The sequence below is a fragment of the Peptococcus simiae genome, from assembly GCF_046569735.1.
In the GTDB taxonomy this organism is placed as follows: Bacteria; Bacillota; Peptococcia; order Peptococcales; family Peptococcaceae; genus Peptococcus; species Peptococcus simiae_A.
Genome location: NZ_JBKICG010000005.1, coordinates 18,314 through 34,056, shown reverse-complemented (window position 1 = coordinate 34,056; position 15,743 = coordinate 18,314). Strand labels below are relative to the sequence as shown.

Here is a 15,743-nt window from a genome sequence, read left to right as displayed (position 1 = left end):
CATGAAAGGGATGATCCTATGAAAAAATACCCCCTCCTTGCCATGACCCTCCTGGTCGCCCTGGTAGCTTCAGCCTGCGCGACAGATACCGGCCCATCCGGCTCTGCCGCCAGTTCAGTCGAGCCCGCCAGCAGCCTGGCCATCAGCCAAGAAATGAAAGACAAGGCCCTGGTTGAAACCATGCCGGAGCAATTCGCCGTCTACCAGCAGGTCCTGGAAGGGCTCAAAGATATCCAGACCCAGGCCCAGGCCGGGACCCTGGATAAAGAAGCCGCCCTCAACCGGATCAAAGCGTCTCACGGCATCAATACCTTTGTCAAACCCATCGCCGGCAATGACCCGAAAACAGTTGAATTCCCATCATTGACGAAAGACCAGCAGGAAGTCTTTACCCCTTTTTACGAGAAAATGGTTAATAGCGCCAAAGACCTCATGGCCCTGGCTCAAGATACCCAAAGCGCCCTAGCAGAAGAAAACAGCGACTGGCCAGCCCTCATCAGCCGGAGCGATCAGCTCCTGGCCCAGGCCAAGGCCGATGAAGAAGCCATGCGTGACGCCTACGCCCAAAGCGGCCTAGACCCCCTGCCGACCAATGACCAGTAAGCCATCAGCCCATAGGCCCGGTTAAGATTTCCGCTTAATCGGGCCTATTTTTATGGGAAAATAACCTAAAAAGAATAAAAAACGACGGCTATCGCACAAAAATCGACAAGGTAAAAATAAGGGCCTGGTTCTATGGTATAATTCAGATAAATGAAAAAAGGTGCTTGCATATGGAAAGGTTTAAATCAGCGAAGGGGATGAAGTATAGCGTTAGGTGTGAATAGTAACAATAGCAATCGGATTAAATAAGGAGAAAAATATGATGAGTAAAAAAATACTAGCAACTTTTATGGCAGTAACGCTTTTGATGATGCCGGGCCTGGCCTTGGCAGATAGTACAGATGTTAACCTGATTGTTAATAATACCTCTGTTACTACAGATGAAAATGTAGGCCAGGTTTATATCAATAACCAGGACCGGACCATGATCCCCCTCCGGGTCGTCAATGATGCTTTCGGCTACCAAACCGACTGGCAGCCTGACGGCACCATCCACATCACCGACGCCGCCGGCACCGTTGACGTCACCCTCACCGTCGGCCAGGCCGCCTACACCGCCAATGGCCAAGCCGGCCGCTTTGCCACCCTGCCCACCCTAACCAATAACCGGACCTACCTCCCGGCCAGAGACTTTGCCCAACTCTACGGCCACATCTACTGGGATGCCCCCAGCCGGACCGTCTGGGTCTACCAAGGGAAAGAACCCCTCTACCAAGTCATCGGGACCAAAGTCCTCCGGGCCAATGACGCCGGCATCCAAGAGCTAACCCTCCCTGCCGGCTACACCCCCTTGACCCAAACAGCCACCAACCCCCTCGTCTTAAAAGAGACCATCCAGGGCGTTACCTACCTAGGCCTGATGACCCAAGGCCAAGACTTTAGCCAAAAAGTCCCCCTCTTCCAAGTCAAAGACCAATCCCTCATCTACCTGACCGACGTTTTCGGGTCCAGCCACTTCTACGTTGACGGCAGCAAAGTCTACTACACCGACGGCACCGGCGCCGCCAGCTGGACCAACCCCATCCAGCCCAACCGCCTCTACATCGCCGATACCGCCAGCGGCCAAGTGACCAGCCACGACCTGGCCTTCCCCGTCAATACCAGCACCTTCTCCATGAAAGACGGCAAGCTCATCGCTACAGATCAGCAAGGCCGGGGCACAGCCCGGGAGATTGAGCTGACAAAGCTTGGGGCCTAGTTGCTTGGCAGAGAGCAAAGGGGTTAATGCCCAATATCATTGACTTAAGAGTCTAGTAAAAAATAGATATTTCTCCTTTATATTCAGGATATAGATTAACCAACTGGTGGCTGTTTTGAAAGGGCGCCATCAGTTGAGGGTATAAGTAATGACAAGTTGGATATATTGATGGTAGAAATACCATACCCTGGGTGGTGGTGACCACCCAGGGTTATTTGCGTTTTTTCCAATCATTCGTTTTGGAAGGAGTTTTATACATGAAAAAGAATATGATCATAGCTTTAGCATGCCTTTTAGCCCTATTCCCGACCTGTATTTATGCCGGGCCGGTTGTTGAAAATGAAGGCTCACCGGCCGCTAGGGTGGTGTCGGAAGATATTGAGCTGAGGTCTTATTCTATATTTGTCGGCAATGTTAACCAGCAGAGCTATTTTTATAAAAATGTTTTGCTAGACCCACAAAATGGATCTTATGTCAATTTTTGGATTAAGAACACCGGTGGGTCTGCGATTACAATCAATATTAATAACCAAACCTATCGAACCTTTGCGCCGGGGGAACAGGGGCATATTAGTGCCAATATACCAACTGCTAAATACTATGCCTTTAATGCCTACCCAACCTATGGGGGATTACTCTCGATGCAATGCGCCATTAGACAAAGGTAAAAAGGAATATTATGCAAATAAAATTAGGTCTGGTCATCACGGTTTGCTTTATCTTCTGCACTTGCACGGGGTGCTTTTATGACAACTTAACCATGAGTACTCAACCCACCATGAAAGAGTTAAGCCAGGAGAGGCCCCGGCAAGTGGATCCGAGTCTGGGCTATATTGCGGATATTCCAATGCCGTCAGAGACCCATCCTTACTTTTTTGGACACCTGGCCAATGCCTACGCTCTTGACCGGAGAGAGATGATTGACCCCCAGTTTGAGGGCCGGTATGTGACTTTTTCTGTGCGTAATAATATGGAAAGGGAAGTCTATATGCTTATTGATAACAACCGGGGGCCGACGGTCCAGCCCGGCAAATGGGGGCGGATGACCATCCCCTTGGGGGCGGTTCCCTCTTATTATAGTTTTCGGGTGAATGCCAAAGACGGGGGCGAGGACCTGGATATTGACTTCCGGATAGACCAATGGTAGGAGGTGGCTTGTGCGTATTCTGCTGATTGAGGACCAGCCGCCGGAGCAGGAGGCTCTTTTTACCCTGCTGGAGGACTGGGTCCTGGACCACAAGGTCCCCTTTGACCTGGTGGCCGGGGCTGACCTGGCTGACCTGGCGGCAGAGCTGACGGCGGACACGGCCCTGGCCATCCTGGATATCTGCTTACCGGATGGGAATGCGCTAGAGGCGGTGGGAGACCTCCGCCGGCAGGGCTTTACCGGGGATGTTATCTTCATCACAGCCTACCCGGCCGTGACAGCGGCTGTGGCCAATACCCGGCCCTTCGGTTTTGTGGATAAGGGGGTCCCGGAGGAGACCCTTGCAGGCCAGCTGACCGGCCTTTTAGACCGCTGGCTGGAGACCTTGGACCGGCGCTATTACAGCTATTCCTTTAATAAGTCTACCTATACGGTGGCCCTTGACAATATCCTCTACTTTGAAAAGAAGACCCGGATGGTCCGGCCCCACTTGCTGGAGGGGGAGAGTCCGGATTTTTACGGGAAACTGGAGGAAATCAGCCAAGACCTGGATAGCCGGCTCTTTGTCATGGTTGGCACTATGTACCTGGTGAATATCCGCCATGTCCGCTACCTCCACCAAGGGAAGTTGATCTTTACCGGCGGTCAGGCGCTGACCTTTTCTATTCCCCTACAGAAACCCTTAGAAAAATTGCTCTTAGCCGGCTTTGAGGAGGTAGATGACGGATGGATGGATTCCTAACCCTGGCCTTGGGCCGCTGGCTCCTGCCGGTTTACGGGGTCAAGCTGGCCCTGCTGGTCCTGGCCCTGGTCGCCCTGCTCTATGCCCGGCCCTTTAAGGAGCGGCCCCGGGTCCCGGCCGGCCTGGCCCTCTTAGGGAGCCTGGCCTTGCTGAGCTGTGCCTATGAGCCGGCCTTTCCCTATTTGGGCCGGAATGGGGCCCTCTTTGCGGGGATCTTGCTCTTGGCGGCCCTTAGCCGGGACCGGTGGCCGGTCAAGGCCCTGGAGGCCTTGATGCTGACCGCCCTCCTCATGCCGGCCCAGGCCCTTAGCTTTGAATTTTACGCCCAGGTGGTCATGCGGCCCCGGTATATCGGCTATAGCCCGGTCCAGTACCTGGCCTTCCACCTCTTTGACCTGGCCCTGGCCCTGGGGATGCTGGCTGCCTTCTATTACTTTCGCCGGGCCGGCCTGGTCCGGGAAATGGATAGGCGGACGGGCCTGGCCCTGGCCGCCGGGGCCGGTGGTGTCCTCCTGCTCTTTGACTACTATATCCGCCAGTATGGCCTGGTGGCCGCCCCCTTAAACCGGGTCCATGTCCTCATCTTGGGGTCCAGCATAGGCATCTTTTTGCTCTTCCTCCTGGCCGGCCTCTTTTTCCAGAATAGGCGGCTGGCCCGGTCCCTGGTCCTTGCCGAGCAGGACTACAGCGGCCTCTTGAAAAAGGACCTCCAGGCCTACCACCGGTTGACCGAGCACTATTACGATGCCGAACACGACCGGATTAACCGGCTCAAGGCCCTCCACCGGCTCATCCTCTACCGGGAGAACCAGACCGCCCTGGAAAAACTGGAACAATGGCTGGCCTATAAGGGCCCCTTCCTGGAACGGGTCACCCCTCTGACAGGGGACCAGCTGGTGGACGCCGTCTTACGGGTTAAGCAGGAAGAAGCCGGCAATATCCCCCTGGATATGCAGGTGACCGGCTACTTCCCCAAGGGTGACCATGAGGACATGGCCATGGTCCTGGCCAACCTCCTGGATAATGCCCTTGAGGCCGCCCGGGCAGCAGACCGGCCCCAGGTCTCCCTAAACCTCATCATCAAGTACGGGATGATCAGGGCCACCCTGGTCAATACCTGGGTCCCCCAGGACAATAAGCAACCCGGCCGCGGCCTCTCCATTGTCCGACGGATCTTGGAAGCCCAAAACGGCCGGATGACCATCCGGACCCGGGATGACTACTACCGGGTGGATATCTTCGCCTATCTCAAGGTGGACCTAGACTAAGCTGACCCCGGTTGGTTTCCTTTAAAGGAAACCAACCGGTTTTTTATGGGTAGCGATAAAAAATGACGGCTATGGCAAAAAATCCGACAAGGTAAAAATACAGCCGGAAAACTTTGTTATAATGGACTTACAAGTAGAGTGAAGTGGATATGAAAGCGGGAGATGCCAATGGGCGATTGAGACGTAGTTTTAGTAGAGCCCTTCAAGAGGCATCCGGCTGTTCATTGAATAGCCTGATAGAAAGTAGGGAGGAGAGAGGGGTATGAAAAATTTTTCGCCGGTTATTGCTGTCCTTATGGTGCTGGCGGTCATTTTAACGATCGCCGGGACCCTATCCGCTACTAGCCAGGAAGATCCCATTCTGATCTTTGAGGCGAAAGGACAAGTGGACCGGGTGGAGCCCCTGAATCGGTCTGCCGATCAAGCCATCCGGGCGGAGGGGCGGGACCTGGCCCGACGGTTGACCGCTTATGAGGCAGGCAACCAAGTCATCCATGCCCTTCTAGAGGGGGTGGCTTATCCCCAAGCCCTAGAGGCAACCAGCCACCCGTCCCCTCAACTGCCGGCAGCCAACCGGATCAAGGCAGCCCAGCACCTAGGTTGCCTGCCAACCGAGCAAAGTATGGCAGCTTACTTGCAGACCCAGCAGGCTCTGTATGAAGAAGATGAGGACATCCGAACCCTGACAGATGACCTGTGCCGGGCTGCCGGCATCGATTTAAAGACCTATTGGGAAACGGTTGCCTATAACCAGGCCTTTGCTGTTCTCTTAAGCGAAAATGTGGAAAAGGCCAAGTCAGCGTGAGCATTGATCTAGAGGGCATTCGGTCCGAACCTATGAGAAAACTTGCAGGTTTATCATCGTCGGCACCCGAAAGACCTCTGTACATCCGAAAAAAATAAACCGGCAGATGAAGCTAAACTTCTATAGGGATGGGACAGTAGGCCTCGTCAGACAGTAGTGGTGAGAAGAGGGGCCTTGAGGCTTTTAAGGATAGAATCAAACCCGTGGGAGGGGTAAAGACATGAAGCAAAAATATCGGGGCCTTTTAGGGGCCGTCATAATGGGTCTGGGCCTGGCGGCCTTGCTGACGGTGATCTACTTACGCAACAGGCCCCTCTTAATGATCAAGTTCAACGAGGCTGTTGGGCCGGTGGCTGTAGGAGTGCCCAGCTTTCTCCTCTTTGTGAGCACCATTTGCCTGCCCCTCGGCCTAGCCCTGGTCTACAGGGCCCTGGGAACGAGGGGGCAAAAGGCCTACCTCCTGGCCCTCCTCCTGGCAGATATCTTTTTCCTTGGCCTGAGTATGACCGTCTTTTTCCTGCCCCTTGGCCAAGGATTAGTCAGCTGGTTCTATACCGGCGGCTTTATCCTTTGGACCGCCCTCCAGGTCCCGGCCGGCTTTTTCTTGACCCGGGACCGACCTGCCCGGTCAGGGGAAGAGACAGACTGACAGTAAAAGAAGGGGCTTGGATTGGAAGAGGACTGCAGAACAGCTCTCTCCATAAGCTTAAAAGGCTGTGAGTAAAGTGTAAAAAGGCCTATTTGCTGCAAAAACAAAGAAAATATAAAGAAAAACGACGGCTATGGCACAAAATCCGACAAGGTAAAAATATAGCTAGATAATTTTGCTATAATGGGCTTACAAAATATCGTAAAGGTAGAAAGGAAAGGCAGGCGATTCCAATGGGCTATTAGACTTGTAGCCTGACGCAAGTGTTAGGAGAAAGAGCGCTGTTTCAAATCAGTAAAAATATATATCAAGGGAAAAGGAGATGATGGTATGAAATCGCTTAGCTCCATTATCCTGGCGGTGGCCTTAGGTTTTTGCCTAGTGGCCTGTGGTCAAGCAGAGCTAGAGCCTTCGTCTACTGAAGCGCCCCCTCAGACCAGTGAGGGCCGGGTCCTTGCGGCCCCCTTTGCCAAGGCGATCGGCCCTATAGATGACAAGGGGCGGACGGTGGTTTATAGTCCGGTAGATGCCAGTGGGGCGCTGACCGTTGAGAGTAAGGCCCGGCTGGTGGATAATATGGGCAAGACCCTTCTGGAAACGGACTATAGGGATATCTGGCCCCTTTATACCGGTGATTATTACAAGTTCCGGTTGGTTACTGACGGCCCCTGGGGCCTGATGGATGCCCAGGGACAAGTCTTACAAGATCCCTTTGCCGATGCCCTTGAACCCTTTACCGATAAAGACGGAAATCCTCGCTTTAGCTATCAAAAAGAGGGCCTGTGGGGTATCTACGACCCTCAAAGCCGGACCATGACCCCGGCCTTGAGTGAAAGCCTACCCTTGCCGGCCGGTGATGGCTTTGTCTACAGTCAAAAGGATTTATTCGGACTGGCTGCCGGGGATGGCAGCCCCCTGGTCGAGCCGGTATTTGATTGGATTGGGCCCTTTGCTGATGATGACCGGGCCTTATACCGGTTCGGTGATGAGTACGGGATTATAACCGCCCAAGGGGATCGGGTGAAGACCCTTGACCTGCCCGGCCGGCTGGAAGCAACGAGTTTTTTAAACGGCCTACCGCTTGCTTATGAAAAGGATGGCCGCTGGGGGCTCCTGGATAGTGATTTCAAGGTCCTCCGTGAGCCCTTTGCCGATGCGGCCATTGCGATGATTTCAAGGGGCAGCCAGGATGAGGGGTACGGCTTGTATGAAGAAAAAGGCCGGGTGGGCCTTTTGGACGCCAAGGGTAAGGTTTTGCGGAAGTCCTTTGCCGACCAGGTAGGCCCCTTTACCCCGGCCGGTCATGCCATCTACCGGGATGGGTCCCAGGGAGGTATTATCGACCTAAAGGGAAAAGAAGTCAGCCTTCCCGAAAACCAGGGCCTGGGGGACTTTAACGCTCTAGGCTATGCCCCCTTTAAGCAGGGAGGTAAATGGGGCGTGGTCAATGAAAAGGGCCGGGTCGTCGTCAAACCGACCTTGGCCGAATTGCGCTTGTTTATCAACGGGTCTCAGGCATGGTTTAGGGAAAAGGAAAATGGCCCCTGGGGGATTATTTCCTTGAACTAAGGCGATCAAAGGGCATTAAGAATACCTTATAGTGTGTGTAAAATTTGTAGAAAGCCGCTTCAGAAGGAGATGGTATCATGCGTAAGATAGTTTTATCGGCTTGTTGTGGTTTGGGCCTGGTCCTCTTGGTGACCGGCTGTGGCGGGTCGGAGGCGACGCGTGAGGGGGCTGCTTCTTCCGGGTCCGGCTCGGTGGTGGAGACCTCCCTTGCCGGGGAAACCTTGGAAGGCATTGTCGACCTGTCAGACCAGGAATATTTGGATAATGCCCAGTACAATTATGAACTGATCAAGGGAGAAATCGACAAGGCAGACCCCAAGGCACCTGTCCGGGACCTGACTTTACAGGCCTTAAAAGACCTCCAGCCCCAACTCAAGCAGACGGCCTGGGATACCTATGAACGGAGCCTGGTTAAGGCCCAGGATGATATCCTCGGCAAGGGGGCTGACCTCCAGAAGGCTTCAGAGGCAGACAAGGATAAAATCAATGCCCGCCTGGCCCAGGAAGTCCCCCGGGCCCAAAACCTGGTCTTAACGAAGAAGACCTTTCAAGAAATTGAGCGGGCAGACGGGTCCCGGGTCCTCTTTAGCACGGACGGGAATGTTGAAATCCATTCCTAGGGAGCAGGAGCAACTGGTTATCGGCTGGACTTGAATAAGGCATCAGAAAAATAAAGTTTGCATACAAACAAGCAGCCCCTGACTGGGCCATTGACCAGTCAGGGGCTGCTTGGGCTATAGGTTCCGGTTTTGGGCCGGTGGTTCTTATAAGGCTGCCAGGGCCTCTTGCAGGTAGGGGCGGCAGGTTTGGTATTGGATGATTTCAGGCTCAGCAAAGCGGTTAGCGGCGATGAGGGCGTCGATTTCTTCCAGGCTGGCCCAGCGGTAGTTGACGGTTTCCCCCGGTTGGAGGCGGATGCCGTCCTGGGGGATGTCGGTGTAGTTGATGTAGCAATTGGCAAAGACCTGGCCATTTTGGATGACAGCCAGGGGCTGGAGGGCTTCCGGGCTGGTGGCCAGGCCGGTTTCTTCCCGGAGCTCCCGGCTGGCGGCCTGGGCCGGGCTTTCGCCGGCAATGACTGAGCCGCCGGTATTTTCCCACTTGCCGGGGCAGATGACCTTTTCCGGGGCCCGGAGGGTAATGAGTACCCGCTTTAGCCGGCGGTGGATGGTCCAGACGCCGATGATGGCGTGGAAGGTCCCCGGGGGCATGGGCTCACCCCTGGGGTGAAGGTCGCCGGTGGGGCGGCCGGTATCATCCAATAGTTCCCAAAGTTCCATGGTTTAGCTCTTTTTCCTCTCTTCTTTTTTGCGGGCGGCGTGCTTGGGGCTTTTTTTGGCCTTCTTTTTCGGGCCGGTCTTGGGACCGGTTTTTTTCTTTTTCTTCTTTTTGGGGGCCTCGTCCCTATCCGGGGCCTGGCCCAAAAAGCAGAGGCCATCCTGGACGAACATGGGCTCAAAGCGGATGCCCAGTTCCCTTTCGTAGACCCGCAGGGCGGCCTCGTCCCGGCCGGCCACCAGGACCACTGAGGCGCCGGTGGATTCCGGGCCTCGGGCGGTCCGGCCGGCCCGGTGGACGTAGGTTTGGGGGTCATTGGGGAAGTCTAGGTGGATGACCTGGTCTATGATGGGCAGGTCCAGGCCCCGGGCGGCCAGGTCGCTGGAGACGAGGATGGTGATTTCCCCTTGGCGGACGCCCTGCATGACGGCCTGGCGGGCATTTTTGTGCATGCCGCTGTAGAGGCCGGCAGCCGGCAGGCCGATATGGGTTAACCGGTCGACAATCCGGTCAATCTGGTCCAGGGCGTTGATAAAGACCAGGCTGGTGCCGCCATCCTGGAGGGCAAAGAGGAGCCGGCGGAGCTGGTCGAACTTCCGTTTAGCGCTGCAGGGGAGGGTCAGGTGGCGGATGCGGTCATTCAGCTTGCCTTCGCCGTCTAAGCGGAGGATGTCCCGGTTAAAGAAGAGAACCTGGTCATCGGTCAGGGAGGCGGAGGCCAGGACGGTTTGGACGTCCCGGAGGAGGCGCTTATGGAGGTCGGCGATGTCGGCAGGCTTGCCGAGGAGGGCGTCGATTTCATCGTAGATGACGGCCCGGATGGTTTGGCCGTTGAGCTTGCGCCGGTTGAAGAGCTCCAAGAGGCGGCCGGGGGTCCCGATAACGATCGGGGGCTTGTGGGCCAGCCGGTCAATCTGGTAGCGGATATTGGCCCCGCCAAAGACGGAGACGACAGCATCCGGGTAGCCCAGGGCCTTGGCATAGGCGGCGGCGACGCCCTCAATCTGCTTGCAGAGTTCGGCGGTGGGGGCCACGACCAGGAGGCGGTTTTCCCTGGCGCCGAGGAGGTCATCGGTGAGGAGGGGGAGGAGGTAGGCCAGGGTCTTGCCGCTCCCGGTCATATCGGACAGGGCCACAGACCGGCCATCGGCAATGTAGGGGAAGGCCTTGGCCTGGATCAGGGTGGGGTCGGTAATGGCAAAGAGGTCGGCTAGGGCGGCCCGGCGGGCGTCATCCAGGCCCAGGTCGGTAAAGGTCATCAATTTGTCTCCTTTGGCAGGTGGTCAAAAAATAGGCTATCCACATCATTAGGGGCGGAAATAGGCCCCTTGAAGTAGTCGCGGGCGACGGCTATATAGGTCTGGCGGCGGCTGGGGCCGGCGTCCAGGCCGGAATGGAAGAGGACCAGGTGCTTGGCCCCGGCGGCCTGGGCATTTTCAGCGGCCTCCTGGACCGTTGAATGGCCGATGGACTTGGGGGCGAACCGGCCCTGGCCCGGCTGGGCGATGTAGGCCTCGTGGATGAGGTAGTCTGCCCCTTGGGCATAGGGGAGGCCCGGGGCCCGGAGGGGTTCATCCCCCAGGTAAACCAGGTCTTCACCGGTTTGTAGGTGGACCTGACAGCCGTACTGTTCCACCTTCTGGGCACCAATATCGAAAAAGGTCACCTGCCAGGGACCGATGGGATAGGTCCGGCCATCCTCGATAGGGATGAGCCGGATATGGCTGCCGACCAGGTCCAGGACAGACTTGGGCAAGATAGGCCGGCAGATGGTCATGAGGGTTTCCAGGAGGGCCGGGGACCCGTAAATCCGCAGGGGCGGCCAGTCCGGGTTCCGCTGCTTGCCATGGCCGGACAGGCGCATGAGCCAGGGGGCGCCCAGGATGTGGTCGGTGTGGTGGTGGGAAATAAAGACATCGGTAATGGCCTCGGCAGGCACCTGGGCCTGGCGGAAGCGGTGGAGGAGGCCGTTGCCCCCGCCGGTATCCATGAGGAAGTGGTGGCCGGCCAGGCCGTCACGTAAGAGGAGGGCGGTAGTAAAACAGTCGGTATTCATAGCGGCACCGGTGCCTAAAAAAATCAGTTCTTCCAAGGGGATGGCTCCTTTTTCTTAATAATGGTAAAGCGCAACTTGTGGCTACGCGGGAATTCTCTTTTGGCCAGCCGGCGGATTTCTTTTATGAGGGCCGGCTCAGCGGTAAAGTCGGCGGTCTTATTTTGGAACCCGTCCTCAACCAGGGTGTAGCCGGCCGGGGTGCAGCTGACGGCAAAGCCCCGGTCGCCCTTCCAGGTCCGGACAGAAAGGGATTCGTCTGGGCCAAGCTTTTTCAGGGCCCGGCGGCATTCGGTTTCCAATTGGTTGATTGTAATCATGGTATCACCCAGTTTATTGTAGCATATTCATTAACGATTGACAGGACCTAAGCCAGCCGTTAAAGTGATAAAAACAGGAGGGGTCTTATGAAAAAATGGAAAGTGGCCATCGGCCTTTGCTGCCTCTTAGTCGGCCTGGCCTTAATCATTAACCACCAGGTCGACTGGCGGGGCTATCTACATACCTGGCAGCACGTGCCCAAGGCCCCGGTGGCCGACCAATCTCTGCCGGCACCGGCAAGCAACCCCTATGCCGGGGATATTAGCCGCTACCGGGCGGCCAATGCAGATGTCTGCGCTTGGCTGGACATGCCCGGCCTGGTCTCGACGCCGGTGGTCCAGGGGACAGATAATGACTACTACCTCACCCATGATGCCACCGGCAACTACAACCCCAACGGGGCCGCCTTTTTAGACTATGAAGAGCCGGTGGATACCGCTGACCACCTGGTGGTCTATGGGCATAATATGGCCAATGGCCAGGTCTTTTCCAACCTGGACCAGCTGCTTAACCAAGAAACCGCCGCAGCCCACCGGTCCTTCCGCCTGGCCAGCCTGGACCAGGTCTGGGATTGCGAGATCATTGGCATTTATGATATGAACCTGGAAGACCCGGCCCAGTTTTTCAGCTACAACAGCTGGCTGGTCTGGGAGGGGGATAAAGACGCCCTCAGCTACCTGGCCGGCCTGGCCCCCAGCGAGCGGGTCCGACTGGATACGCCGGTTCAGGCGACCGACCGGCTGGTCACCCTGTCCACCTGCGACAATGCCCAAAACGACGCCCGGATCCTCATCGTGGCCGTCCGCAAGTAAGGCCAATGACTTTCATAACAACCGCTTCGGCGGTTTTTTTGTGGGCAAAAATAGCCGCAGGCAGCAAAAAACCTGCCGCTTGTCGCAGCAGGTTGGGTTTTAACCGGTCAATCCCCCCGGCTTTTATAAATTTGGTAGACCATGTAGTAGAGGCAGAAGACGGCCAGAATGGCCCCTAGGAAGAGGGCAAACAAGACTAAAGTAAGAAACATGCCCATGGTATAGCCACCACCTAACAATAAGTTTTGGATCATATCCAAGATAAGATTTTAGTGCACGATGACGGTTCTGCTTGATTTAATTATAGCACAGGGTAGCCTTGTTTTTCACCTGGTTTATATTTTTTGATAGCCGTTTTTTTATGCCGGTCACCTGCATCTATAGCTTTAGTAGGACCGGGTCTTTCCCGGTAATAAAAAACCTGCCGCTTGTCGCAGCAGGTTGGGCCTTAACCGAAGAGGCCTTTCTTTTCGCTGATCCCGGTAACGGTGTAGCCGGCATCGCTGATGACTTTTTTGATGGCTTCATCTTTGACCTCGCCATCGTAGCTGATGACCGCTTCCTTCTTTTCCAGGTTGACCTTTACCTTGCTGACGCCGTCCAGGCTTTCTAGGGCCTTGCCGGCGGCGGCTTGGCAGTGGGCACAGTGCATGCCGTCAATGCCGATGACTTTTTTCATGTGATCGTCTCCTTCTGATGATGGTTCTGCTGGTGGGGCTAGATTTGGGCTCGCCGGCGCCTCTGCTGTCGAGGGCGGAAGGGGCGAGGCTTTTTCCTCCGGGCTGGTGGTAACCGGGTAGCTGCTGGTAAAGGTCCGCAGGCGTAGGCCGTTGGTCACAACAAAGATAGAGGATAAACTCATTGCGGCAGCGGCAAACATTGGATTCAGGTGAATCCCAAGGGGTATATAGAGCAGCCCTGCCGCAATGGGGATACACAAAATGTTATAGAAAAAGGCCCAGAAGAGGTTCTGCTTGATGGTCCGGAGGGTGGCTGCCGAAAGCTCAAAGGCCCGGGCAATATCCAGGAGATCGCTCCGCATGAGAACCACATCCGCCGATTCGATGGCGATATCCGTCCCGGCGCCGATGGCTAGGCCGGTATCGGCCCGGGCCAGGGCCGGGGCGTCGTTGATGCCGTCGCCGACCATGGCCACCCTTTCCTGCTGGTCTTGGAGGGCCTGGATGGCCTTGTCCTTGTCCTGGGGCATGACTTCGGCGATGACCTGGTCAATGCCCGTTTCCCGGGCAATGGCATCGGCGGTCAGCCGGGTGTCCCCGGTGAGCATCATGGCCTTGACGCCCAGGTCGTGGAGGGCACTGACAGCCTGGGCCGATGAGGGCTTGACCGCATCCTGGACCGCCAGCATACCGAGCAGCCGGGTCTCATTGGCCAGGTAGAGGGGGGTCTTGCCTTCCTTGGCCAGGTTTTCGGCCTTTTTATCGGCCCCCCGGCAGTCCACTTGGAGGTCATCCATAAGGGACCGGTTGCCGGCGTAGATTTTTTCGCCGGCCACCCGGGCGCTGACCCCCTGGCCGCTGTGGCTCATGAAGTCTTGGGCGGTCAGGTCATTGAGCTTTAGTCGGTCGGCGGCCTCAACAATGGCCTTGGCCACCGGGTGCTCGCTGGCGGCCTCCAGGGCGTAGGCCTGGCGGAGCAGGAGGGCCTGGCCCTGGCCCTGGAAGGGGATGACATCGGTCAGTTCCGGCCGGCCTTCGGTGATGGTCCCGGTCTTGTCCATGACGACGGTGGTCGTGTAGTGGAGGTTTTCTAGGGCTTCAGCGCTCTTAAAGAGGATGCCCATCCGGGCCCCCTTGCCGGTGCCGACCATAATGGCCACCGGGGTGGCCAGGCCCAGGGCGCAGGGGCAGGAGATGACCAGGACGGAAACGGCAGTCGAAAGGGCAAATTCAGCCCCGTAGCCCAGGAAGAGCCAGACCGCAGCGGTGACCAGGGCAATGGCCATGACCGCCGGCACGAAGATGGCCGACACCCGGTCGGCCAAGCGGGCGATGGGGGCCTTGCCGGCATTGGCATCGGCCACCAGGGCCACAATATGGGCCAGGGTGGTATCTGCCCCAACCCGGGTCACTTCCATCCGCAGAGCCCCGGTGGTGTTGATGGTGGCCCCGGTGAGGCTGTCGCCGGGGCCCTTCTCGACCGGGAGGGGCTCGCCGGTTAGGGCGCTTTCGTCAACGGCCGACCGGCCGCTGTGGACCCGGCCATCGACCGGAATCCGGCCACCGGGGCGGACTTCTAAGATATCGCCCACTTGGACCTGGGCGGTGGGGACGGTCCGGACCTGGCCGCTGGCCGGGTCCACCAGGAGAGCCTCTTCAGGGGCCAGTTCCATAAGGCCGGTAATGGCATCGGTGGTCCGGCCCTTGGACCGGGCCTCCAGGTACTTGCCCACACTGATGAGGGTCACGATCATGGCGGCCGATTCAAAATAGAGCTGGTGGCGGTAGCTGTTGACCAGGGCCAGGTCGCCGGTCGCATAGCCCTGGCTGATCCGCCACATGGCAAAGAGACCGTAGAGGAAGGCCGCAGAGGCCCCCATGGCGACCAGGCTGTCCATATTCGGTGCCAGGTGACGGAGGCCCTTAAAGCCATTGATGAAGAACTTCCGGTTAATGACGAGGACCGGGAGGGTTAAGAGGAGCTGGAGGCCGGCATAGCGGAGGGCCGCCGCCTCCCCGATCAGCCAGTCCGGTAGGGGCAGGCCGACCATGGGTCCCATGCTAACGGTCATCAGGGGGATTAAGAGGACCAGGGATAGGATGATCCGCCGTTTGATGGCTGCCGCCTCCTGGTGCTGGGCGGCCGAAGGATTTTCGGTCAGGACTGCCTGCCGGTCCGCCGGGCTGGCGGCGTAGCCGGCCTGGTCAACGGCCTGGATGATGTCCTCAGGGCTGGCCGGGTCCCGGTAGTCGACCTCCATGGTCCCGGCCAGGAGGTTGACGGCGACTGCATCGACGCCGTCCAGCCGGTTAACGGCCTTTTCCACATTGGCCTGGCAGGCGGCACAGGTCATCCCGGTGACCTTAAAGACTTGGGCCTGGCCGGCCGGTTCGGCAGGGGCCGCCTTTTCGCTAATGGTGTAGCCGGCCTTTTCTACGGCGGCAGTGATGGCCGCCGGGTCAGCCGGCCCGGTAACGGTCATATCACCAGTGAGGAGGTTCACTTTCACATCGGTGACGTCAGGGACCTGCCGGACCCGGCGTTCCACCGTGGCCTGGCAGGCCGCACAGGACATCCCACCGACCTGGAAGCGGTGTTCTTGAGAGGGGGGCATAAG

Annotated in this window: 16 protein-coding genes; 11 read left to right on the top strand and 5 right to left on the bottom strand. The window is 57.2% G+C overall.

Annotated elements, in window-relative coordinates; translation table 11 throughout:
• Positions 1-18 precede the first annotated feature (18 nt).
• From ACLGL1_RS03060 to ACLGL1_RS03015, 10 genes are all read left to right on the top strand, one after another.
• A complete protein-coding gene (locus tag ACLGL1_RS03060) occupies positions 19-603 on the top strand; it encodes a hypothetical protein (RefSeq protein ID WP_411007325.1) in 585 nt (194 codons plus the stop codon).
• 262 nt (positions 604-865) lie between these two features.
• Positions 866-1,801, top strand: coding sequence for a stalk domain-containing protein (locus tag ACLGL1_RS03055; RefSeq protein WP_411007324.1), 936 nt, complete (start codon positions 866-868; stop codon positions 1,799-1,801).
• A 257-nt stretch (positions 1,802-2,058) separates the two neighbouring features.
• A complete protein-coding gene (locus tag ACLGL1_RS03050) occupies positions 2,059-2,469 on the top strand; it encodes a hypothetical protein (RefSeq protein ID WP_411007323.1) in 411 nt (136 codons plus the stop codon).
• A gap of 11 nt (positions 2,470-2,480) precedes the next feature.
• Complete coding sequence (locus ACLGL1_RS03045) at positions 2,481-2,948, top strand: hypothetical protein (protein WP_411007322.1); 468 nt, start codon at positions 2,481-2,483, stop codon at positions 2,946-2,948.
• A 10-nt stretch (positions 2,949-2,958) separates the two neighbouring features.
• On the top strand, positions 2,959-3,690 hold the full coding sequence (locus tag ACLGL1_RS03040) for a LytR/AlgR family response regulator transcription factor (RefSeq protein WP_411007321.1): 732 nt from the start codon (positions 2,959-2,961) through the stop codon (positions 3,688-3,690).
• Positions 3,675-4,958 carry a GHKL domain-containing protein gene (locus tag ACLGL1_RS03035; RefSeq protein ID WP_411007320.1) on the top strand — a complete coding sequence of 428 codons (1,284 nt, stop codon included), beginning with the start codon at positions 3,675-3,677 and terminating at the stop codon, positions 4,956-4,958. The genes ACLGL1_RS03040 and ACLGL1_RS03035 overlap by 16 nt, the downstream gene beginning before the upstream one ends.
• 262 nt (positions 4,959-5,220) lie before the next feature.
• Positions 5,221-5,763 (top strand): hypothetical protein, encoded by a 543-nt coding sequence (locus ACLGL1_RS03030; RefSeq protein ID WP_411007319.1) that lies wholly within the window; start codon positions 5,221-5,223, stop codon positions 5,761-5,763.
• Between the two features lie 220 nt (positions 5,764-5,983).
• Entirely contained in the window at positions 5,984-6,412 is a 429-nt protein-coding gene (locus tag ACLGL1_RS03025) for a hypothetical protein (RefSeq protein ID WP_411007318.1), read from the top strand.
• A 330-nt stretch (positions 6,413-6,742) separates the two neighbouring features.
• On the top strand, positions 6,743-7,981 hold the full coding sequence (locus ACLGL1_RS03020; protein WP_411007317.1) for a WG repeat-containing protein: 1,239 nt from the start codon (positions 6,743-6,745) through the stop codon (positions 7,979-7,981).
• Positions 7,982-8,058: 77 nt separating this feature from the next.
• A complete protein-coding gene (locus ACLGL1_RS03015) occupies positions 8,059-8,601 on the top strand; it encodes a hypothetical protein (RefSeq protein WP_411007316.1) in 543 nt (180 codons plus the stop codon).
• Positions 8,602-8,745: 144 nt separating this feature from the next.
• Here the strand turns inward: ACLGL1_RS03015 and ACLGL1_RS03010 are convergent, their stop codons facing one another.
• The 4 genes from ACLGL1_RS03010 to ACLGL1_RS02995 are packed head-to-tail and all read right to left on the bottom strand — an operon-like array spanning position 8,746 to position 11,632.
• Complete coding sequence (locus ACLGL1_RS03010; protein WP_411007315.1) at positions 8,746-9,261, bottom strand: NUDIX hydrolase; 516 nt, start codon at positions 9,259-9,261, stop codon at positions 8,746-8,748.
• Between the two features lie 3 nt (positions 9,262-9,264).
• Positions 9,265-10,518, bottom strand: a complete 1,254-nt coding sequence (locus ACLGL1_RS03005) for a DEAD/DEAH box helicase (protein WP_411007314.1) — start codon at positions 10,516-10,518, stop codon at positions 9,265-9,267.
• Positions 10,518-11,351 carry an MBL fold metallo-hydrolase gene (locus ACLGL1_RS03000; RefSeq protein WP_411007313.1) on the bottom strand — a complete coding sequence of 278 codons (834 nt, stop codon included), beginning with the start codon at positions 11,349-11,351 and terminating at the stop codon, positions 10,518-10,520. Before ACLGL1_RS03000 ends, ACLGL1_RS03005 begins: the two co-directional genes overlap by 1 nt.
• On the bottom strand, positions 11,339-11,632 hold the full coding sequence (locus ACLGL1_RS02995) for a hypothetical protein (protein ID WP_411007312.1): 294 nt from the start codon (positions 11,630-11,632) through the stop codon (positions 11,339-11,341). The genes ACLGL1_RS03000 and ACLGL1_RS02995 overlap by 13 nt, the downstream gene beginning before the upstream one ends.
• A gap of 87 nt (positions 11,633-11,719) precedes the next feature.
• Here ACLGL1_RS02995 and ACLGL1_RS02990 point away from each other — a divergent pair, with 87 nt between their 5' ends.
• Positions 11,720-12,445 carry a class B sortase gene (locus tag ACLGL1_RS02990; RefSeq protein WP_411007311.1) on the top strand — a complete coding sequence of 242 codons (726 nt, stop codon included), beginning with the start codon at positions 11,720-11,722 and terminating at the stop codon, positions 12,443-12,445.
• Positions 12,446-12,893: 448 nt separating this feature from the next.
• Here ACLGL1_RS02990 and ACLGL1_RS02985 read toward each other — a convergent pair whose 3' ends face one another.
• Positions 12,894-15,740, bottom strand: coding sequence for a heavy metal translocating P-type ATPase (locus tag ACLGL1_RS02985; RefSeq protein WP_411007310.1), 2,847 nt, complete (start codon positions 15,738-15,740; stop codon positions 12,894-12,896).
• Between the last annotated feature and the right edge of the window lie 3 nt (positions 15,741-15,743).